Source organism: Sphingomonas sp. CBMAI 2297 (assembly GCF_029870595.1).
Taxonomy (GTDB): domain Bacteria; phylum Pseudomonadota; class Alphaproteobacteria; order Sphingomonadales; family Sphingomonadaceae; genus Sphingomonas.
In genome coordinates this window covers 133,498-152,793 of sequence record NZ_JAPDIR010000004.1, presented here as the reverse complement: position 1 = coordinate 152,793, position 19,296 = coordinate 133,498, and the positions used below count along the sequence as shown (strand labels likewise).

Annotated in this window: 18 protein-coding genes; 14 read left to right on the top strand and 4 right to left on the bottom strand. The window is 66.2% G+C overall.

Translation table 11 applies throughout. The annotated features are described in order from the left end of the window. Nucleotides 1-172: 172 nt before the first annotated feature. The 3 genes from OMP43_RS07620 to OMP43_RS07610 all read left to right on the top strand — a co-directional run bounded on the left by OMP43_RS07620 (nucleotide 173) and on the right by OMP43_RS07610 (nucleotide 4,825). Complete coding sequence (locus tag OMP43_RS07620; protein WP_280279120.1) at nucleotides 173-1,987, top strand: hypothetical protein; 1,815 nt, start codon at nucleotides 173-175, stop codon at nucleotides 1,985-1,987. A 143-nt stretch (nucleotides 1,988-2,130) separates the two neighbouring features. Next, nucleotides 2,131-2,766 carry a peptidylprolyl isomerase gene (locus OMP43_RS07615; protein WP_280279119.1) on the top strand — a complete coding sequence of 212 codons (636 nt, stop codon included), beginning with the start codon at nucleotides 2,131-2,133 and terminating at the stop codon, nucleotides 2,764-2,766. Nucleotides 2,767-2,968: 202 nt separating this feature from the next. Next, on the top strand, nucleotides 2,969-4,825 hold the full coding sequence (locus OMP43_RS07610; protein WP_280279118.1) for a methyl-accepting chemotaxis protein: 1,857 nt from the start codon (nucleotides 2,969-2,971) through the stop codon (nucleotides 4,823-4,825). A 223-nt stretch (nucleotides 4,826-5,048) separates the two neighbouring features. On the opposite strand, the gene OMP43_RS07605 is transcribed toward OMP43_RS07610, so the two are convergent. Then, nucleotides 5,049-5,519 carry an Hsp20 family protein gene (locus OMP43_RS07605; RefSeq protein WP_280279117.1) on the bottom strand — a complete coding sequence of 157 codons (471 nt, stop codon included), beginning with the start codon at nucleotides 5,517-5,519 and terminating at the stop codon, nucleotides 5,049-5,051. 251 nt (nucleotides 5,520-5,770) lie between these two features. Between OMP43_RS07605 and OMP43_RS07600 the strand changes: the two genes are divergently transcribed. Together OMP43_RS07600 and OMP43_RS07595 are read left to right on the top strand one after the other, a co-directional pair. Then, entirely contained in the window at nucleotides 5,771-8,266 is a 2,496-nt protein-coding gene (locus OMP43_RS07600; RefSeq protein ID WP_280279116.1) for a TonB-dependent receptor, read from the top strand. A gap of 156 nt (nucleotides 8,267-8,422) precedes the next feature. Next, nucleotides 8,423-9,112 carry a hypothetical protein gene (locus OMP43_RS07595; protein ID WP_280279115.1) on the top strand — a complete coding sequence of 230 codons (690 nt, stop codon included), beginning with the start codon at nucleotides 8,423-8,425 and terminating at the stop codon, nucleotides 9,110-9,112. On the opposite strand, the gene OMP43_RS07590 is transcribed toward OMP43_RS07595, so the two are convergent. Further along, the gene (locus OMP43_RS07590; RefSeq protein ID WP_280279114.1) at nucleotides 9,106-9,930 is read right to left on the bottom strand and encodes a PAS domain-containing protein; all 825 of its coding nucleotides are present in this window, start codon (nucleotides 9,928-9,930) and stop codon (nucleotides 9,106-9,108) included. The two genes, OMP43_RS07595 and OMP43_RS07590, sit on opposite strands and share 7 nt — an antisense overlap. 371 nt (nucleotides 9,931-10,301) lie before the next feature. On the opposite strand from OMP43_RS07590, the gene OMP43_RS07585 reads away from it, so the two are divergent. From OMP43_RS07585 to OMP43_RS07550, 8 genes are all read left to right on the top strand, one after another. Continuing rightward, nucleotides 10,302-10,745 carry a TadE/TadG family type IV pilus assembly protein gene (locus OMP43_RS07585; protein WP_280279113.1) on the top strand — a complete coding sequence of 148 codons (444 nt, stop codon included), beginning with the start codon at nucleotides 10,302-10,304 and terminating at the stop codon, nucleotides 10,743-10,745. Between the two features lie 8 nt (nucleotides 10,746-10,753). Next, nucleotides 10,754-12,397: a pilus assembly protein TadG-related protein gene (locus OMP43_RS07580; RefSeq protein ID WP_280279112.1), complete on the top strand. Its 1,644-nt coding sequence runs from the start codon at nucleotides 10,754-10,756 to the stop codon at nucleotides 12,395-12,397. Nucleotides 12,398-12,459: 62 nt separating this feature from the next. Further along, nucleotides 12,460-12,786, top strand: coding sequence for a PilZ domain-containing protein (locus OMP43_RS07575; RefSeq protein ID WP_280279111.1), 327 nt, complete (start codon nucleotides 12,460-12,462; stop codon nucleotides 12,784-12,786). Nucleotides 12,787-13,138: 352 nt separating this feature from the next. Continuing rightward, nucleotides 13,139-14,389 carry a lipoprotein-releasing ABC transporter permease subunit gene (locus OMP43_RS07570; RefSeq protein WP_280279283.1) on the top strand — a complete coding sequence of 417 codons (1,251 nt, stop codon included), beginning with the start codon at nucleotides 13,139-13,141 and terminating at the stop codon, nucleotides 14,387-14,389. Beyond that, nucleotides 14,382-15,056: an ABC transporter ATP-binding protein gene (locus OMP43_RS07565; RefSeq protein WP_280279110.1), complete on the top strand. Its 675-nt coding sequence runs from the start codon at nucleotides 14,382-14,384 to the stop codon at nucleotides 15,054-15,056. The genes OMP43_RS07570 and OMP43_RS07565 overlap by 8 nt, the downstream gene beginning before the upstream one ends. Next, on the top strand, nucleotides 15,053-15,718 hold the full coding sequence (gene lepB / locus OMP43_RS07560) for a signal peptidase I (protein WP_280279109.1): 666 nt from the start codon (nucleotides 15,053-15,055) through the stop codon (nucleotides 15,716-15,718). Before OMP43_RS07565 ends, lepB begins: the two co-directional genes overlap by 4 nt. Next, nucleotides 15,715-16,311 (top strand): GNAT family protein, encoded by a 597-nt coding sequence (locus tag OMP43_RS07555; protein ID WP_280279108.1) that lies wholly within the window; start codon nucleotides 15,715-15,717, stop codon nucleotides 16,309-16,311. The genes lepB and OMP43_RS07555 overlap by 4 nt, the downstream gene beginning before the upstream one ends. Next, nucleotides 16,308-16,787 (top strand): glutathione peroxidase, encoded by a 480-nt coding sequence (locus tag OMP43_RS07550; RefSeq protein ID WP_280279107.1) that lies wholly within the window; start codon nucleotides 16,308-16,310, stop codon nucleotides 16,785-16,787. Before OMP43_RS07555 ends, OMP43_RS07550 begins: the two co-directional genes overlap by 4 nt. Here OMP43_RS07550 and OMP43_RS07545 read toward each other — a convergent pair. Both OMP43_RS07545 and OMP43_RS07540 read right to left on the bottom strand, forming a co-directional pair. Continuing rightward, nucleotides 16,741-17,211, bottom strand: a complete 471-nt coding sequence (locus OMP43_RS07545) for a hypothetical protein (protein ID WP_280279106.1) — start codon at nucleotides 17,209-17,211, stop codon at nucleotides 16,741-16,743. The two genes, OMP43_RS07550 and OMP43_RS07545, sit on opposite strands and share 47 nt — an antisense overlap. After that, nucleotides 17,211-17,720 carry a hypothetical protein gene (locus OMP43_RS07540; protein ID WP_280279105.1) on the bottom strand — a complete coding sequence of 170 codons (510 nt, stop codon included), beginning with the start codon at nucleotides 17,718-17,720 and terminating at the stop codon, nucleotides 17,211-17,213. Before OMP43_RS07540 ends, OMP43_RS07545 begins: the two co-directional genes overlap by 1 nt. A 293-nt stretch (nucleotides 17,721-18,013) precedes the next feature. On the opposite strand from OMP43_RS07540, the gene OMP43_RS07535 reads away from it, so the two are divergent. Beyond that, the gene (locus OMP43_RS07535; RefSeq protein WP_280279104.1) at nucleotides 18,014-19,270 is read left to right on the top strand and encodes a hypothetical protein; all 1,257 of its coding nucleotides are present in this window, start codon (nucleotides 18,014-18,016) and stop codon (nucleotides 19,268-19,270) included. The last annotated feature ends 26 nt before the right edge of the window (nucleotides 19,271-19,296 follow it).

Genomic DNA, 19,296 nt, shown 5'->3' with positions numbered 1-19,296 from the left:
GCCTTTTTGCGTTCGCGCAGGCGCGCGCTCGACCAAAGTCTTGCGATAGTGCGATGCGGCCTGAGATCCCGGCTTTCGCCGGAATGACGAAAGGGGCGGCGTTCGGGCACCCGCTTGCAATGTAGGATTTGGAATGTTCTTCGTTTGTTCTCAACAAGCGAGGAGACCTCAAATGGCATATGTGGATTCCGCGGATCTGGCCGGCACCGGTGCCGGGCAGGGCGCTTCCATGGTCGGCTTTGTGCAAGCCAAGGCGGGGGCAGTCCCGGCGACGGTGGAAGGCAAATTGCGCGAAACGGTCAGCGTTCGGGACTTTGGCGCCGTCGGCGACGGCGTTGTGAACGATACGGCGGCGATCAACGCGATGCTCGCGGCGATGGGTGGCTCTGGCAGCACGGGCTTCTATCGAACCCGTTTCCCCTATGGCGGCTATTGTATCGACCAGTTGCGGTTCGACATGGCCGGGGCCAGGCACGAGTTCGACCAGGCCATCCTGATCGGAACCGCGATTTCCCCGAAGAAAAGTGCCGTCGATCTGCGTGCGGGGCAGTCCTGGCACTATGGCCTCAAGGTTAAGGGGCCCTTCTCCGCGACCGCCTACGAGTGCGGCGTGCATCACTATACGAACGATCTGGCGCTGTATAATCCCGGCTATCTCGACGTGCACGACGCCTATGTGGAGGGCTTCGAGCTTGGCTGGGCGATCGGCGCGCTGCCGAGTCAGGGCGGGGTGATCCCGAAGCAGATTCCCGATCAGAACGTCCACGCGCCGGATGACGTGGCGATCGACGCCCCCTTGTCCGAACTCACCTATACCAATCCGAAGATAGAGTTCTGCCCGAAGGGGCTTCGCATGGAACAGCCCAATGGAAAGGTCACGATCGTCGGCGGCCGCATCCATAGCGAAAGCAAGCATTGGGCGGGATATGACACCACTCAGACCTATGCCGTGGAGATCGCCAACGCCGGATCCGAGCTTTCGCTGGTCGGCGGGACTGTCGAACATGTGCAGGGGGGCGAGGACGGCGCGTGCCTGAAGGTCCTCGACGGGACGCTCCACGCGAACAATGTGACCATCGAGACCACCGTGTCGCATTATGTGGCGGGTTCCGGCGTGCTTCGCCTCACCCATATCCAGAATAACGGGCTGAACGCAGTCACGCGCGGTTATCTCGAGGTGCATTCCGGCGCCACCGGGACCTTCGAGATCTCGAACAGCCCCATCCTCTGGCCCTATGGCCGCGTGGGTACGGATGGTCCCGGATTTCGGGCGGTATCCGGCCTCGCGGGGGAAACGGCCATCAACCTCAACTTCGTCTGCAAGTTCGACAAGGTTTCGCTGGACGGCGCGCCTGTCAGCTTCAGCGGCGGGTATCGGCCGATCGTGAAGGGGCTGCGCTCGATCTTTCGCGATTGCGAGCTTCTGTCCCGCTCCTTTCCCGAAGCGAACATCCTGTACCGATACCGGCTGCACGATGGCGAGGATCGACTGATGGGCGCGGTCGATCGAAACGGTGCGTCGATGGGGGCATTCGCGATGTCGCGCACCTCGGCGACAGTCGGCGGCTGGAACCTCACGGTCGCGGGGCCGTGCGGCTATGGCTTCGTCACCGCCGGGCTGCCCAGCATCGCCGGGATTCCGGTTGCCAGCGCACTTCGGCTGGAGAGCGTGGCCGGCGGCGGCACGATATCGGCACAGACGCCGATCCTCCACTCCAAGCATGACGGGCTGGAGCTGCTCCGCGGCTTCATCCGCACCGGCGCCAGCAGCGCGAATATCCGGATTCGCGCCTATTTCTATCGGTTCGGCGTAGCTGCTCCCACGGCCACGAGCGACATTTTCCTGGGCATGGAAAACCAGTTCGGTTCCGCCTGGCAACCGCTCCTGCTCGCATTCCCGGCGCCTGCCGACTGCGAGGACATGCGGATCGAGATATATTGCGAGAACGGCGCCTGGATCGAGCTTTGTGACCTGAAGCTCACCTGATCTCCAACGCTGCCGGGGTAAGGTCCGGGCCCTATGGCCGCAGGACCCGCCCCGGCGGCCGCGGCGCGATCATTCCCCCGAAACCGGCACTCGGCGCCGAAACCCCCTCCAAATCCTCGCCCGCATCGATTAGCGAGCGGCCCATGCGTATCCTGTTCGCCGTCCTCGCCCCGTTTCTCATTGCCGCCGCCGCGCCGCAGGAGCCTGCCACGGTCCGTGTCCGCGTCGTCACCTCGGCGGGCAACATCACGCTCGCGCTCGATGCGAAGCGTGCCCCGAAGACGGTCGCCAACTTCATGGCCTATGTCGATGATGGCCGGCTCGACGGCACGCAATTCTATCGATCGGCCCGGCGCAAGGGCGCGCCGACCCAGGGCTTCGTCCAGGGCGGCATCGGCACCGATGCGCGGCGCATGCTGCCCTCGGTCCTGCTCGAACCGACCAGCCAGACCGGCATCCGCCACCTCGACGCCACCATCTCGATGGCGCACGGCCCCAATCCCGACGGCGCCAATTGCAACTTCTCGATCATGGTCGGGCCGAATCCCGGGCTGGACGCGCGTGGCGCCTATCGCGGCTTCGCGGCGTTCGGGAAGGTGATCTCCGGCATGGACGTGGTGAAGCGCATCCTCGCGCTCCCCACCGGCGGCGGTCGCGATGCGATGAAGGACCAGATGATCCTGCAGCCGGTCCGGATCCTGCGCGTCGAGCGGCTGGACGGTGTCGCCCGGCCCTCCGGCTATGCAAAGCCCTGGCTGTTCGGGCCGGCATCGCGGTAGTTTCCCGCTACGGGGAAATCCAGGATCGCCCCTGGACACAAACCGGCAAAATATATTCCCCCGATTTGGTTCGATCGGCCTGGTCCTCTCCTATGACGAGGATTGGGATTAGATCGAAACGCCCTCCGCTCGCAGGCTTCTCGCGTCTGGCCCGAAAAATAGTTTCGGATGCCGGCCCCCCGGTCCGGCAGGGAGGGAATTGATGATTATTCAGGACATGCCGATACCGCGCAAGCTTGCGGTCGCCTTCATCACGCTCGTCTGCATCTTCGCCGGCATCGGCTGGCTGCTCTTCTCGAGCCTGCAGACGGTCGGAACCGCCTCCGAGGACAAGGAGCGCGCGTTCGACGTCACTGCCAGCGCCGACCAGATCATGACGCAGGTCCTCGAGGAGCAGAGCGCTGTCCGCGCCTATGTCATCCTGCGGAACGCGGATTTCCTGGTCACCTACAAGGATGCGCGCAAGAAGATCGACGAGGCCGCCGACGCCTTTCGGCGCGACACCAAGCTGCCCGAGCAGCGGGCGCGGCTCGAGAAGCTGATGAACGCGGTCCGCGAGCTCGACGGCAAGCTCGACAACATGATCGCGCTCGCCCGGAACCCGGCGACCCAGGCCGAGGCGCAGCAGCTCGCCGGCGTCAAGCAGCTCGGCGCGATCCGCGAAGTGATGGGCGAGATCAGCCAGATCCAGGCGGAGCGCGTGGCCTCGACCAAGAAGGTGGAAGCCGATGCCCGTGCCGGAGCGGTGGCCGCGCTCACCTTTGGCGGCGCGTTCGGCATCGCCATGGCGGTGCTCCTCGGCTGGCTGCTCACCCGGATGATCGCACGCCCGATCAAGGGGATGACCACGCTGATGGGTCGCCTGGCCGGCGGCGAGAACACGATCGAGGTGCCGGGCACCGATCGCAAGGACGAAGTGGGCGGCATGGCCAAGGCAGTGCTCGTCTTCCGCGACGCCGCGGTCGCCAAGGAAAAGGCCGATGCGGCGAAGCTGGTCGCCGATGCGGAGCAGCAGCACGTCGTCGCCGAGCTCACCACGGGGCTCGACAATCTGGCGAAGGGCGATCTCACCTCGGAAATCTCGAGCAACTTCGCGTCCGAATACGGCGCGCTCAAGACCAATTTCAACTCGGCGCTCACTGCGCTGCGCACTCTGATCGGTTCGGTCGTCGAAGGGGCGGCGAGCATCCGCACGGGCTCGGGCGAGATCGCCCAGGCCTCCGAGGATCTGGCCCGCCGCACCGAGAGCAATGCCGCGTCGCTCGAGGAGACCTCGGCCGCGATCAGCCAGATGGACGACCGGCTCAAGGCGACGGCCAAGGCGGCGGGCAGCACGCTCTCGCGCGCCAATCAGGCGATCGCGACGGTCGGTGACGGCCGCTCGGTCGCGGACGATGCCGTCCAGGCGATGACTCGCGTGTCGGAAAGCGCCAAGGGCATCGATTCGGTGATCGAGGGCCTCGACAAGATCGCCTTCCAGACCCGGGTGCTCGCGATGAACGCCGCGGTGGAAGCGGGCCGCGCGGGCGAGGCGGGGCGCGGCTTCGCCGTGGTCGCCGATCTCGTCTCGGCGCTGGCGATGCGCGCCGAGGAGGAAGCCGGCCGCGCCCGCGACCAGCTGACTGCGACTCAGGCGGACATCGTCGATGCCGTGGCGATGGTGCAGAAGGTGGACGGCGCGCTGGTCGCCATTTCGGGGGATGTCGACGAAGTGCATGATCTGCTCGCCAACATCGCCGCCGACAATGAGGCGCAATCCTCGGCGGTCACCCAGATCGCCGTGGCGATCGGCACCATGGACCAGGCGACCCAGCAGAACGCCGCGATGGTCGAGGAGACCTCGGCCGCCTCGCGTAACCTGAGCTCGGAAGTCCAGCTCCTCTCGGAACAGGCTTCGGCGTTCAACATCGGCACGGCCCAGGCGCCGCTGCGCCGCCCGGCCGCATCCACCAGCGATATTCGCGAGAAGGTCGCACCTGGCTATGTATCGCCGGTCAAGCCGCTGCCCGCCGCTGCCGTCTCCGCGCTCACCCGCGCCGACGACTGGGCTTCATTCTGATAATTCATATAAGAAAATCGATTTGAAATTTGAAAAAACAGGGGCGTAGCGCTATATAATTAGTGCGAGCATTGGAGAGGGGAGGGCGAAAGCTTTCCCCTCTTTTCTTGTGGTTTGGGCCGGAGTCCGTCGTACGACGACAAAGGGCGCCCGGACCAGGGTCCGAGCGCCCCCCGCTGCGACGTCCAAAGGGAGGAAGACGTCGCGAGCCCTGGCCGGTCCGTCAGGCCGCGTCGGCCTCGCGGTGCGCGATCGGGCGCGGCTGGCCGCCGGCATTCACCGCGATCTTCTTGGGCTTCATCGCCTCGGGCACTTCGCGCACCAGCTCGATCACCAGCAGGCCGTCGGCCAGGTCGGCGCTCTCGACCCGGACGAAGTCGGCCAGCTCGAAGCGGCGCTCGAAGCTGCGGGTGGCGATGCCCAGGTGCAGATAGGCACCCTGGTTGTTCTCATTCTCCTCGCGACGCTTGCCGGCCACGAGCAACAGGTTCTGTTGCGCGGTGATGTCGACCTCATCGGCCTTGAAGCCGGCAACGGCGATCGTGATCCGGTAGCGGTCCTCGGCGACGCGCTCGAGGTTGAACGGGGGATAGTTTTCGGAAGCCTGCGCCCGGGCGCTGGCCTCGAGCAGGTCGAACAGCCGGTCGAACCCGATGGTCGATCGGCGGAAGGGAGTGAAATCGAACTGACGCATATCAAGACCTCCATGCGAAGCGAATTGATCGATGTGCCTGGCATCCGGTGAGCCGCGACGCCCGGCCGGCGGCCCCTGCTGGGCGCCGCCTGACGTTCAGATCGTGTTGGATCGGACGGCTTTCAAGGTGCGCCGGGACGAGGGCCGCGGACGCCGGCCAACCCAGGCTAGGCATCGCTAAACATCTCCTTGTTCGCTAATATCCATTAAATGAGTGGAGATTAAGCGCGACACGGCCAAAGGGGATGATGATGAGCCTTGCTTCGCTTTCGCTACTGCTTCTTGCCAGTACTGCGCCGGCACCCGCCGGGGCGCTGCGCGACGATCCGGTCGCCGCGAACGCCAGGGACGAGCAGCAGGCCCGGCCGGCACAGGAGAGCGGCAGCGGCGAGATCGTCGTCACCGCGCGCCGCCGCGAGGAGAAGGCGCAGGACGTGCCGATCGCCATGTCGGTGATCGGCGGCTCGACGATCGAGCAGACCGGTGCGACCAATCTCAACCGCCTCCAGACTGCGCTGCCGGCGGTGCAATTCTATTCGAGCAACCCGCGCAACTCGGCGATCAACATCCGCGGCTTGGGCGCACCCTTCGGCCTCACCAATGACGGCATCGAGCAGGGCGTCGGCTTCTATCTCGACCAGGTCTATATCGGCCGCATCGGCGCCTCGACGTTCGATTTCGTCGATGTCGAGCGCGTGGAAGTGCTGCGCGGGCCGCAGGGCACGCTCTATGGCAAGAACACCACCGCCGGCGCGATCAACATCACTACCCGGGCGCCCAGCTTCACGCCGGAGACCAAGGTCGAGCTGAGCCTCGGCAATTACGACCTGATCTCGGCCAAGGCCTCGGTCTCGGGTCCGCTCAGCGACAAGCTCGCGATCCGCATCTCCAGCGCGGTCACCAGCCGCGAGGGGACGATCGAGAATGTCCGCACCGGCGAGGATCTCCACAAGCAGCGCACCAGCAGTTTCCGCGGCCAGCTCCTCTGGAAAGTGAACGACGATCTCGACTTCACGCTGGCAGGCGACTGGAACCTCCAGAATCCGCTGTGCTGCGTGCAATATTATGCCCGGGTCGGCGCCACCCAGCGGCCGCTCTCCCGCCAATATGCGGCATTGGCGGCGGCGTTCGGCTATACGCCGCCGAGCACCGATCCGTTCGACCGTAAGACCGATCTCGATGCGGCGATCAAATCGCAGCAGGAGATCGGCGGCGCTTCGCTGGTCGCCAACTGGAATCTCGGCCCGGCGACGCTGACCTCGGTCAGCGCCTGGCGCTATTGGGACTGGCAGCCGAAGAACGACCGCGACTTCACCGGTCTGCCGATCACCACCGTCTCGCAGAATCCGTCGCAGCAGCGGCAGTTCAGCCAGGAATTCCGCCTGAGCTCGAACGGCGATGGCCGGCTGAACTACACGCTCGGCGCGTTCTTCTTCCATCAGACCATCAACACCCAGGGCTCGCAGGTCCAGGGCTCGGCGGCGAGCCGCTGGCTGCTCAATCCGGGCAATGTTCCGCTCGGGGCCACGGGGTGCGCGACGGCGACGGCCGCGGCCTGCAATCCGCTGGTGCTGAACGGCCTGACATCGACCAACACGATCAACTTCGACAACACCAGCTTCGCACTGTTCGGCAAGCTCAACTGGCAGCCGGTGGACGGCCTCCATATCCAGCCTGGCCTGCGTCTCAACTATGACAAGAAGTCCGGTTTCTACGAGGCGGTCGTCAGCATTCACAACGCCCGCTACAATTATGTCGCGACGGCGGACAATGTCGCGGCGCTGCTGGCGAACGGCACGGCGACCGCGGACCAGTTGAACACGCTTGCGCCGCAGCGCTACAGCCCGCGCTTCAGCGACTGGAACGTCTCGGGCGACATCACCGTCTCCTATGACTTCTCGCGCGACATCCATGCCTATGCGACCTATGCGCGCAGCTTCAAGTCGGGCGGCATCAACCTTTCCGGCCTGCCGCTCAACTCGACCAGCACCGGAGTCGACCTCTCCACCCAGACCGTGAAGCCTGAAAAGGTCGATCACTTCGAACTGGGGCTCAAGACCCAGTTCCTCGATCGCCGAGTGACCTTCAATACCGCCGCGTTCTGGACCGAGATCAAGGACTATCAGGCGACGGTGAACAACAACGCGATCAACGTGATCCGCGGCTATCTCGCCAATGCCGGCAAGGTGCGGGTGCGCGGGTTCGAATGGGACCTGGCGGCGCGCCCGAGCCAGCGGTTCAACCTCTATTTCAACGGCGCCTATACCGACGCCAAATATACCGATTTCAAGAACGCGCCGTGCCCGCCCGAGCTTTCCGGCGGCACCGCGACCGCACCCGGCGGCGTGACCGATCCGGCGGGGACGCCCGGCGGCCGCAGCCCCGCTTTCTGCGACATTTCGGGCCAGGTACTGCCGGGCATCTCGAAATGGTCGCTCAGCTGGGGCGGCGAGGTGCGCCAGCCGCTGGGCGACGGCAATGTCTATCTGGGCTATGACGGCAACTGGCGCTCGAGATTCTCGTCCAACCCGTCGCCTTCCGCCTATACCTGGATCGACGCCTATTCGCTGTCCAATGTCCGTCTCGGCTGGCGGCGTTCGGACCTCAACATCTATGGCTGGGTGCGCAACGTCTTCGACAAGCAGTATTTCGAGCTGCTTTCGGTCCAGTCGGGCAGCACCGGCCTGATCGTCGGTCAGCCGGGCGATCCGAGAACCTATGGCCTGACGATCAGCAAGAATTTCTGAAGCTTGCGAGACTGACCTCCTGCCATGGCCGGGGGAGGTTGGGGAAGGGAGGCGGCGCCCGCACCGCCTCCCTTCTTTTCCTGTCGATTTGCTCCACACAATTTGAGCCAAGCTTAACCAACATCAACTATCCTGATCTCCTATATTGGGAAGATCATGCGTGTAGCCACGGGATCCTTGCCGAGTTTCAGCAATGCGGGCCTGCTCGCCACGCTGGTCTCTGCCTGTCAGATCTGCGGTGGGCTGATCTGGGTGAACTCCGCCGCCTTCACGCCGTCGGGCTATGCCAATGTCGCGTTGATCGCGTCGCTCTGCATCTCCGTGCTCGTGCTCTCGCGGCTCACCATCCCCAATGGCGTCCGCGCATCGCTGGTGCTCGGCGTGATCACGGTGCTGCTCGGCGTGGCGGTGCGCGGCGACATTACCGGGGTGAAGCAGGTGAGCGAGATCGTCTCGGCCGCGGTGGGCGGGCGCCCGAACGGCGTCGTGATGCCCGAGGAGCAGGTCGTCGGGCAGGCGAGGCGAAGTTCCGCTTCGCCGGCGCGCATCGATCTGCGGCCGGGCGAGGGCGGGGATGCGGGCTGGGCCGAGCGGCTCAACGATGCCGCCCGCGTCCAGATCGCGGGCGGCGCGCCTGCGGAGATCCATGGCAATGTCACGCTCGAGGGCGGCAATATCGGCAGCCCGCGCATCGGCTGGGCCGTCACCTGGGCGGGGGTGACGCTTTCCTGCGGGCGCCTGAGCGCGGTGGGGAACCACACGGACGGCCTTACCAACCAGGTGGTTGGAACGTTCAAGCGCTCGATCTCGCGGACCGCGGCGCTGCAGCGGCCGTCCTGTTACTGAACCGTTTCCGCGCTCGGATCGAGCGTGACGATCACGATCGCCCCGCCCACGGCATAGCCGCTGGCGAGCGGTGCGATCGAGACGCGCGCGCCGAGTTCCTCCGCGCCGCCGCACAGCAATCGCGCATCGAATGCCTCCGCCTCGGAACGGCCGCTCAGGACCCGCTCGATCGCGTCGCGGGCGGTGGTGCGGTCGCGCACCGCGAGCAGATCGACGAAGCGAAGCCCCAGGATACGTTCCCGTGCGAGCCCGACCATCCGGGCGAATTCGGCCTCGACCATCGTCACCGTGCCACGCACCGTCAGGCGGATCACCTCGATCCTGCCATGCGCGGCGCGGGCCTTCTCGAGCGCGGTCTGCTCGGCCAGCCTGGCTTCCTCGTCGCCCTCATAGCTCAGCCGCACCAGCAGCGCGACGCCCTCCACCCAGGGAAAGGCACGGATGCGCAGCCGCGTGCCGCTCTCCTCGTCGAGCGCCAGGTCGAACTGGGCCTGCTCGCCGCTGCGTAGCACGTGGCGCAGGCTGGAAACCAGGGTGGCATGGGTGGATGCCGGCAAGGCATCGGTGGCCGGCGCGCCAATCAGCGCGGCGGGCGTGCGCCCCAGGATCAGCGCGGCGGCGCTCGACGCATCGGTGACCTTCAGCTCGGGATCGATCACCAGCAGCCCGCCGTCCATATGCTCGACGAGGAACTGATATTCGAGCTCCCGATGGGTGCTGTCCCGTTCGCCGGTCCCCTGTTCGGCGTCCCAGCTCTCGGCCGCGAGCAGCACGTAGCGGGGGCGCCCGTGATAGGTGATCGTGACGGGGCCATGCATGGCGCGATCCTGCCAATATGCAAAATTGCGCGTAAGTTCAGCTGATGAAACAGTCTGCACTGATGAGCGTTGCATAGTTGATTGCTCTCGAACGTTTTGGGGACGACGGCAGTTTTTTACGTTGCGACCGCTGTAGATTCGAGAATTGCGTAATTTGCTCAATTTCAGTTTGACATGTAGAATACAACAAAGTTAACACAAATCAAGACCGCCTAGGTCGAAAATGGTGTTAAAAATCAAGGGGATCGCCCCGATCCGGGCGGCTCCGGGTTCGCGCCTTCGTGGCCGAGGTTTACTGAAAATCCGGATATCCCGCCGGCGGCGACGCGAGCGATTTGGAAGCTCTCATGTGCGAAGAATCGCGCATGTGCATGCGTTCGCCTTCCCTGGCCAAGAAGCCGCTCCGTGCCGGCCTCCGGCTTTGGCGCGAACGGCGCGGCGCCGCCGCTATCGAGATGGCGTTCTCGCTGCCGATCCTGCTGATGCTGATCTGCGGGATCGTCACCTATGGCGGCTGGTTCCTTTGCGCCAACAGCGTGCAGCAGGCGGCGAACGAGGCGGCGCGCGCGGCGATCGGCGGGCTCGACCCCAATGAGCGCGCCACCCTGGCCCGCACCGCCCTGGACGCCAATCTGCGCAAGACCGGCACGCTCAACCCCGATCGTGTCGACACGCTCATCGACGATGACGGGCGTACGCTGACGGTTCACCTATCCTATGACGCGTCGAACGATCCGCTGCTTTCGATCAAGCTGGTGCCGTTGCCCAGTAAGGTGATCGAGCGCAGCTCGACGGTGACGCTCACTCCCCCATGAGGCGCGCCATGGCCATCCTGTCCGGGTTTCGCCGTTTCAGGCGTGATCGCGGTGGCAACGTCACCATGATCTTCGCCGGCGGCTTCGTGATGCTGGCGGGATCGGCGGCGTTCGCGGTCGATACCGGCTCGCTCTATCTCGAGAAGCGGCGGCTGCAGGGCGTGGCGGACGCAGCGGCGCTGAGCGCGGCGAACAGCCAGGCGGCGGACGCCGCGGCGCGCCAGGCAATGGCGGCGAACCAGGCGAATGACGCGAGCATCGAGAAGCTCGAGCGCGGCACGTATTCCGCCGACAGCACGGTGGCGCCGGCTGCCCGCTTCATCGCCTCTGGCGACGGCAACGCCATTCGCCTCACCATGGGCCGCGACGTGCCGCTGTTCTTCGGCAAGTTCCTCACCGGGCGCCCGACGGCGCGCGTGTCGGTGACGGCGACGGCGGCGCGGGTGGATCTCGCATCCTTCTCGATCGGCTCGCGCCTGGCGTCGGTGAGCGGCGGGCTGCCCGGCCAGCTGCTCTCGGGGTTGGCTGGAACGGATCTCAACCTCAACGTGATGGATGCGCAGGGGCTGGTGAGCGCCGATGTCGATCTCCTTGCCTTCATCGATGCGTTGCGTACCCAGGCCAATCTTCAAGGCCTGACCTTTGGCGAGACGCTCGCGACCGATGTCAGCCTGCCCAAGGCGCTCAGTGCCATGGCGGCCGCGACGGGGAATGCGAGCGCGCAATCGGCGTTGCGGGGCATCGCCGCGCGCGTGCCCCCGGTCACGGTGCAGCTCTCGAAGCTGATCGATCTCGGCCCGCTGTCCGGCGAGACCAAGACCGATCCGGCGCGCCCGATCAAGGCCGATGGCTATGCGCTTGTGCGCGAGATGCTTCAGACCGCCACGGGCAAGCGCCAGGTCGATCTCGACCTGGCGGCGGGCGTCCCGGGGCTTCTTTCCACCAAGGTTTCGCTGGCGATCGGCGAGCGGCCGGCGCAATCGCCCTGGCTCGCCGTCGCCAAGGACCGCAGCGTCAAGGTGCGCACCGCCCAGACTCGCCTCTATGTCGATACCAAGGTGGGCGGTTCGGGCCTGCTGGGCGCGGCTTCGATCCATCTGCCGCTCTTCGTCGAGCTGGCCAAGGCCGAGGCGTCGCTGCGGAGCATCTCGTGCCCGACGCCGGCGACCGCGACGGTCGGTCTCGACGTCACCACTTCGGCGGGACAGGTGGCGATCGGCGATGTCGACACTTCGGCGCTGGGCAATTTCAACGCCGCGATCACGCCCCGCCGGACGACGCTGGTAAAAGTGCTGCTGCTGGCCGAGGTGACGGGCCAGTCGAACGTCAATCTGGGCGGCGCGGGCGCGCAGCAGGTGACGTTCACGGCGCAGGAGATCGCCGCCGGCAAGACGCACACCGTGTCGACCAACGACATCGCCGCCGGCGTGGCGGCATCGCTGGTGCGCGACATGGATTTGCAGGTGAACACGCTGGGGCTCGGGATCAATCTGTCGCTCGTCACTTCCGCGGTGGGGACGGTGCTTCAGGGGGCGGCGGCGCCGCTGGATTCGCTGCTGGGCGATCTCACCGGGCTGCTGGGGGTCAGCGTCGGGCAGGCGGACGTGCGCGTGAACGGTCTGCGTTGCGGCAAGCCGATCTTGGTTGGGTAGGGGATCTGAGTTGGGGTTGGGGAATGCGTGGTGATCGAAGAGGACTGAAGATTACGCAGGGCGTGGACCGGCGTGAGGCGATGCGCTGGCCGGTATCGATTGCCGTGGCGGTGAAGGAATCGCGTTTCTGCTTCCAGGACGTGCGCCTGGTGGAGATTTCGCGCCTGGGCTGCCGGCTCGAGACGGGCTTCCTGCTCGAGCTGGGAATGGAGACGGTGCTGCGGCTGCCCGGCTTCAAGCCGCTGCCCGCCCGGGTGGTCTGGAGCAATCGCGCAGCGGCCGGCCTGCAATTCGTTACGCCGCTGCATCCGGGCGTAGTCACGCATATCATGAGCCTGCCGACGCCCGAGCAGCAGGCGAGCTACCGTCCGCTTTCGGAGCCGCGCTGAAAGACGCCGGATTTCCAGGGGCCGGAAACGGCAAACGCCCGGACCGTTTCCGATCCGGGCGCCTGCGTGACGAATGCTCGTCAGCCCCCTTTGTCAGGCCCAGCCCGCACACTCGTACTTGCCTACGAGCGGGGCTTGGGGCCTCCCCGAACCACGGCCTTTCGCCTGCGCTTCGACAGGAGTTTTGCTAAGCGTCCGCACCCGCTTTGTCACTGGCATTACAAGGGGTAGGCGCAGATTGGTCTCACCCTGTGTTGAATCGGCAACATAGCGGTTCGCAGTAGGAATTCGCCGCCATCTGCCCTAGATCGGCCGGAGACCTGTTTTCTCGGCGAGTTACAAGACCCGCATGCTGCTGATTTCACGCTATGAGCGGATGATCGCCCGCCGCTACCTGCTGCCCGGGCGGAGCGAGGCGTTCATCGCCGTCGTTGCCGGATTCAGCCTTGTCGCCGTCATGCTCGGCGTCGCCGCGCTGATCGTGGTGATGAGTGTGATGAACGGCTTTCGCGCCGAATTGTTCGACAAGATCACCGGGTTGAACGGCCATGCCGTGGTCCAGGGCTATGGCGGCCAGTTGCGCAACTGGCGCGGAGTGCTGGAAGAGGCGCGGAAGACGCCGGGCGTCACCAGCGCCACGCCGCTGATCGAGCAGCCGCTCTTCGCCACCTATAATGGCCGGGCCGAGTTCATCCAGCTGCGCGGCATGCGGATGGAGGACATCCTCAGCAACCCCACGCTGAAGGGCAAGGAAGTCGTCGGATCGCTCAAGAGCCTGAAGCCGGGCGGAGAGCAGGTCGCGATCGGCTCGCGCCTGGCGGAATCGCTGGGGGCCACGGTGGGCAGCGAGATATCGATCCTCAACCCCGCCGGGGCGGCGACGCCCTTCGGCACCATGCCGCGCATCGTGAAATACAAGGTCGCCGCGATATTCGAAGTGGGCGTGTACGATTACGACAAGGTCTTCGCGGTCATGCCGATCGAGGATGCGCAGACGCTGCTGCTGCTCGGCGACGGCGTTTCGATGATCGAGCTGGAGACCGTCGATCCGGACCGGGTGGCGCAGATCCTCCAGCCGCTGAACGACAAGGTGAGCGGCGTCGGCCAGATCACCGACTGGCGGATGATGAACTCCGAACTGTTCGAGGCGCTGGCGGTGGACCGCACCGTCTCCTTCACCATCCTGTCGATCATCCTGGTGGTCGCCGCCTTCAACATCGTCTCGTCGCTGATCATGCTGGTGCGCGCCAAGACGCGGGACATCGCGGTGTTGCGCACGATGGGCGCCACGCGGGGCGGGCTGATGCGCATCTTCGTGACCGTGGGCACCACGATCGGCGCGCTGGGCGTGGCGGCGGGCGGCGTGCTGGGCTTCCTCTTCATCACTTTCCGCGAGGCGGTGGTGAAGTTCATCGGGCTGGTGACCGGCCAGAATATCTGGGATCCGCAAATGCGCTTCCTGACCGAGCTGCCGGCCAAGACCGATCCATTCCAGACGATAGGCATCTGCGTGATGGCGCTAATCTTCTGCTTCCTTGCCACGCTGTATCCGGCGTGGAAGGCCGCGAGCACCGATCCGGTGCAGGTGCTGCGCTATGAGTGAAGCGGTCCTCCAGACGCACGGCCTCAAGCGCAGCTTCAGCCAGGGCGGCGAGACGATCGAGGTGCTGCGCGGCATCGATCTCGCGGTGCAGCCGGGCGAGATCGTCGCGCTGCTCGGCCCCTCGGGTTCGGGCAAGTCGACTCTGCTCCAGGCGGTGGGCCTGCTCGAGGGCGGGTTCGAGGGGTCGATCCGCATCGTCGGCAAGGAAGCCGCCCAGCTCGACAGCCCGAGCCGCACCGCCGTGCGCCGCGACCATCTGGGCTTCGTCTATCAGTTCCATCACCTGCTGCCCGACTTCAACGCGCTCGAGAATGTCGTGCTGCCGCAGATGATCCACGGCGCGCTGCGCGCCGATGCGGACAAGCGCGCCGAGGAACTGCTCACCGCGCTGGGCCTCGGGCATCGGCTGGCGCACCGGCCGAGCCAGCTTTCGGGCGGCGAGCAGCAGCGCGTCGCCGTTGCCCGCGCGCTCGCCAACAAGCCGGCGCTGGTGCTGGCGGACGAGCCCACCGGCAACCTCGACGAAGTGACTTCGGACAAGGTGCTCGCCGAGTTCCTCGGCCTGGTCCGCACCCAGGGTTCGGCCGCGCTGATCGCCACTCACAATGAGCGCCTCGCCGCGCGGATGGACCGCGTGGTGCGGCTGCACGAGGGGCATCTGGAGTGAAGCATCGCGAGCGCTGGATCCCGATCACCCTGGGGCTCGGAGCGCTCGTGCTGGCAACAGGCGCCTGGTTTGCCTGGCCGGTGGCGCGGCATGCCTTCGACCCCGGGCGCCAGCTTCGCTCGCTCTACATTCCCTCCCAATCGATGCAGCCTACGCTCCAGATCGGCGATCGATTCTCGCCGCGCGATATCGGCCCGCAGGGGCCGGCACGGGGCGAGGTCATCGTCTATCGACTGGGCGAGGAGATGCGCGTCGGGCGCGTCATCGGCCTTGCCGGCGACAGCGTCGCGCTGGCGGGCGGTATCGTCTCGATCAATGGCAGGCCGGTGCCGCAGAAGCAGATCGGCACGGAAATCGCCGGGGAGCCGGGCGTGCCCGCCCGGAAACTGCTGGAGCAATTTCCGGGGGAGGCGCAGCCGCATGCCATCCTGGATCAGCGTGCGACGCCCCAGGACGATTTCGCCGCCGTCGTCGTTCCCGCCGGGCACCTCTTCGTGATGGGCGACAATCGCGACAACAGCTCGGACAGCCGGTTCCCGCGCGACAGCTTCGGTGTCGGCATGCTGCCGGCGAAGGATGCGCTTGGGCGCGTCGATTTCATATCCTGGTCGATGGAGCGCCCGGGCCGCTTCGATCGTCCGATCGCCAGGATCGACAAGTGACCGCCTGGCGCGAGATCCCGACGCTCTCCGGCCGTCACGTCACGCTGCGTCCGATGGACCGCGCGGATCGTGCCGATCTGCTCCTGGCCTTTGCCGGGCTCCGCCATCTCTTCCACACGACCGTGCCGGACGAGGCCAGCATCGACGCCTGGATGGGCCGGATCGAGAATGAAGCGGCGGTTGGGCGGGGGCTGCCCTTCACCGTGCTCGACGCCGAGGGGCGGATATCGGGCGCCACGCGCTTCCTGCGGATGAGCGAGGGGCATCGCCGCGTCGAGATCGGCGGCACGCTCTATGCGCCGCGCGTCCAGCGCACCGGGCTCAACACCGAGGCCAAGTATCTGCTGCTTCGCCATGCCTTCGAGGTGCTTCAGGTGAATTGCGTGCAGATCCGCACCGATTTCCTCAATCAGGCCTCGCGCCGCGCGATCGAGCGGCTGGGCGCGCGGATGGACGGCGTGCTGCGCGGCCACCTGATCCTGAAGGGGCATATGCGGGACAGCGTGGTCTATTCGATCCTCGCGCAGGAATGGCCCGGCGTTCGCCGCAATATCGAGCTATTGATGGCCCGCTACGAAGGAGAGGCCGCATGAACGCGATCACCGACATTCCCGTCCGCAAGCCCGGCGGCGAGGAGACCACGCTCGCCGATCACGCCGGCGAAGTCCTGCTCATCGTCAACACCGCCTCCAAATGCGGCTTCACCCCGCAATATGCCGGGCTCGAGGCATTGCATCGCGCGTACAAGGACCGCGGCTTCTCGGTGCTCGCCTTTCCCTGCAACCAGTTCGGCGCGCAGGAGCCGGGCGATGCGGCGGAAATCGCCAGCTTCTGCTCGCTCACCTATGACGTGACCTTCCCGGTCTACGCCAAGATCGACGTCAACGGCCCCGATGCCGCGCCCCTGTTCGATGCGCTGAAGCGCGCCGCCCCGGGCGTGCTCGGTTCGAAGGGGATCAAGTGGAACTTCACCAAGTTCCTCGTCGATCGGACGGGCACGAAGGTCGAGCGGTTCGCGCCGACTACCAGCCCCGACGCGATTGGCCCCGAGATCGAGAAGCTGCTGTAATCCGGCTCGGTGCCGGCAGCAGAGGCATCGGTGGTAGCGCGGGCCGGGCCGGGCGGCGCAGGCGATCGAAGATGCTGGCCATCACGAAGCGGCCGGTCAGGCCCAGCAGCATCGTCATGCCGGCGCGGCGCGGGCGGGCGCGCCGCTGACCGCGAATCTCGACCGGCGCTGCGTTGCGCGGGCGATGGCGACGCGGGGCGGGGGGCAGGGCCATACGCTCGGCAACCGCCGCGGCGCTTCCGCCCCGGTCGCGCCGCCGCCAGACCACTTTCTGCCCGGCAGGAACCTCTTCCCAATCCTCGGCTCCGGTCGCGCGGAGCAGATCGTCGCCGCAGCGGATGCACAGCGAGAATTCCCGCTCGCCGCTGCGATAGTGCGTCGGCATCGCGGCATGGCCGAGCAGCCGGCAGCGCAGCGCCCCCATCAGCGGCGAGCCGGGCGCGCGCGGCGCGAGCCGGCGCGGGGCAAGTGGCGATGCGTCACTTGCCAGCTGACGAGCTCGCGGAACCGGCTGTCGACATGCGTCACCGCGAGCCGCGGATTCCAGATCTCGAACCGGTCGCCGGTGCCGACGATCAGCGCCATGCTCTCGATCCGGCCGAGATGGCGCATCACCGCTGGGAGCGTCAGTCCCCGCTCGCTGCGCGGCGCCACTTCGACGATGCCGAACAGCCGGCGCATGCGCTGGTGATGCTGCTGCGCATCGCGGCCGGCATCCTCGTCGGCGAGGCGCCAGCGTTCGGTGCGCGTGCGAATTTCCTGGAGATGCGACCTGGCATAGCCGACCAGGCACTGATCGCGCTCATGCGTGGAGAGAAACAGCGGCTCTTCGGGGGCGGGAAGACCCAGCGCCCTGGCCATGGTGTCGGCAAGCAGGACATTGCCGTCCGCATCGACTTCGCAAAGCGCGCACCCAAGATACAGGGAACTCATTTTACCCCTTCCAACGCAACGAGTTACTCGTACCGTCCACAGGCTTATCCACAGGGTTAACGCACATCAACCAAAATTTGCGGACGAGGCGTTCGAATTGTGGGTCGGGCCGTTGGATTCCCGAGACGGGACGCGCGGGCGGGAGCCTCCGTTGCCTCAGGGAGGGCGTGGCCGTTAAAATGGCGTTCATCGCAGAACCGGCATCGCCGACGGGGATCGGCTTGAACGGCGCGTGTGGGGCAACTAGAGGTGCGCCGAAAGCCCCGCCCTTTCCCCGTTTAGGAGAGTTTCGCATGAACTTCGCTTCCAAGCTCGCGCTGGCCGCCGTGCTGTCGCTGGGCACCACTGCGCTGACGGTGGCTCCAGCCGCCGCGCAGAAGAAGAAGGACGACAAGAACGCCCCGGCCGCGAACCAGCTTCAGGTCAGCGACGAGTTTCGCAAGCCCGCCGCCGCCGCCGAAGCCGCGGTGAAGGCCAAGGACTGGGCGACTGCCGAGCCGCAGATCGCAGCCGCCGAGGCAGCGGCGAAAAATGACGACGAGAAGTTCTTCGCGGCCTCGATGCGTCTCCAGCTCGAGCTGGGGCGCGGCAATGAAGCCGGGCAGATCGCGCCGCTGCAGGTGCTGGTGGCCAGCCCGCGCAGCGCGCCGGACGCGGTGGGCCCCTATAATGCCCGCCTGAACTTCCTGCTCGGCAAGGCGGCGGCGTCGCAGAAGAAGCACGCCGATGTCATCACCTACATGACCAAGGCCCGCCAGCTGGGCGAGAAGAACGTCGACATCCCGCTGATGCTGGCGAATTCCTACGCCGCCACCGGCAAGAATGCCGAGGCGGCCGCCGAAGCGCGCAATGCCATCGAGTTCGCCAAGTCGACGGGCCAGAAGGCGCCGGAGGCCTGGTATCAGTTCGCCATCCCGAAGGTGACCGCCAGCGGCAATCGCGAGGCGACCTATGACTGGCTCGCCTATTATCTGAAGGACTATCCGGCGGTGAAGAACTGGCGCTGGGCGATCGAAGTGCTTGGCCAGGGTGCCAAGGGCACGGATCGCGCCGCCAAGACCGAGCGTATCGATCTCTACCGCCTTCGTCGCATCACGAACTCGCTGGCCGATCGCGGCGACTATGCCGATTATGCCTATGCGGCGCAGTCCTCGGGCCTGCCCTGGGAAGCGATCTCGGTGATCGAGGAAGGGCGCAAGAACGGCAAGCTGCCGACGACCGATGCCGACGGCAACCGCACCTATACGGCGGCCCAGGCCGGCGTGAAGAGCAGCCCGCCGCTCGACACGCTGGCCAAGCAGGGCGGCGCCGGCAATGCCGACGCGCTGCTCGCCGCCGGCGACAATGCCCGCGCGCTCGAACTCTATGACGCCGCGCTCGCCAAGGGCGGCGCGGATGCCAATGAGATCAACCTGCACCGCGGCATCGCGCTGCAGCGTCTGGGCCGCAAGGAAGAGGCGAAAGCGGCGTTCCAGGCGGTGAAGACCGGCCCGTACGTCAACGTCGCGCTGCTCTGGCAGGTCTCGCTCGACACGCCGCCGCTCAGCTGAGCGCGGCTTCTCATGCCGAACAGGGA

Excerpts from the sequence above, each read along its gene's own strand:
- OMP43_RS07605 (WP_280279117.1), bottom strand. The coding sequence starts at position 5,519 with ATGCGTCAGTTCGATTTCACTCCCTTCCGCCGATCGACCATCGGGTTC.
- OMP43_RS07580 (WP_280279112.1), top strand. The coding sequence starts at position 10,754 with ATGGCCATCCTGTCCGGGTTTCGCCGTTTCAGGCGTGATCGCGGTGGC.
- OMP43_RS07540 (WP_280279105.1), bottom strand. The coding sequence starts at position 17,720 with ATGAGTTCCCTGTATCTTGGGTGCGCGCTTTGCGAAGTCGATGCGGAC.
- OMP43_RS07545 (WP_280279106.1), bottom strand. The coding sequence starts at position 17,211 with ATGGGGGCGCTGCGCTGCCGGCTGCTCGGCCATGCCGCGATGCCGACG.
- OMP43_RS07600 (WP_280279116.1), top strand. The coding sequence starts at position 5,771 with ATGAGCCTTGCTTCGCTTTCGCTACTGCTTCTTGCCAGTACTGCGCCG.
- OMP43_RS07550 (WP_280279107.1), top strand. The coding sequence starts at position 16,308 with ATGAACGCGATCACCGACATTCCCGTCCGCAAGCCCGGCGGCGAGGAG.
- OMP43_RS07595 (WP_280279115.1), top strand. The coding sequence starts at position 8,423 with ATGCGTGTAGCCACGGGATCCTTGCCGAGTTTCAGCAATGCGGGCCTG.
- OMP43_RS07535 (WP_280279104.1), top strand. The coding sequence starts at position 18,014 with ATGAACTTCGCTTCCAAGCTCGCGCTGGCCGCCGTGCTGTCGCTGGGC.
- OMP43_RS07590 (WP_280279114.1), bottom strand. The coding sequence starts at position 9,930 with ATGCATGGCCCCGTCACGATCACCTATCACGGGCGCCCCCGCTACGTG.
- OMP43_RS07565 (WP_280279110.1), top strand. The coding sequence starts at position 14,382 with ATGAGTGAAGCGGTCCTCCAGACGCACGGCCTCAAGCGCAGCTTCAGC.
- OMP43_RS07585 (WP_280279113.1), top strand. The coding sequence starts at position 10,302 with ATGCGTTCGCCTTCCCTGGCCAAGAAGCCGCTCCGTGCCGGCCTCCGG.
- OMP43_RS07610 (WP_280279118.1), top strand. The coding sequence starts at position 2,969 with ATGATTATTCAGGACATGCCGATACCGCGCAAGCTTGCGGTCGCCTTC.
- OMP43_RS07620 (WP_280279120.1), top strand. The coding sequence starts at position 173 with ATGGCATATGTGGATTCCGCGGATCTGGCCGGCACCGGTGCCGGGCAG.
- OMP43_RS07615 (WP_280279119.1), top strand. The coding sequence starts at position 2,131 with ATGCGTATCCTGTTCGCCGTCCTCGCCCCGTTTCTCATTGCCGCCGCC.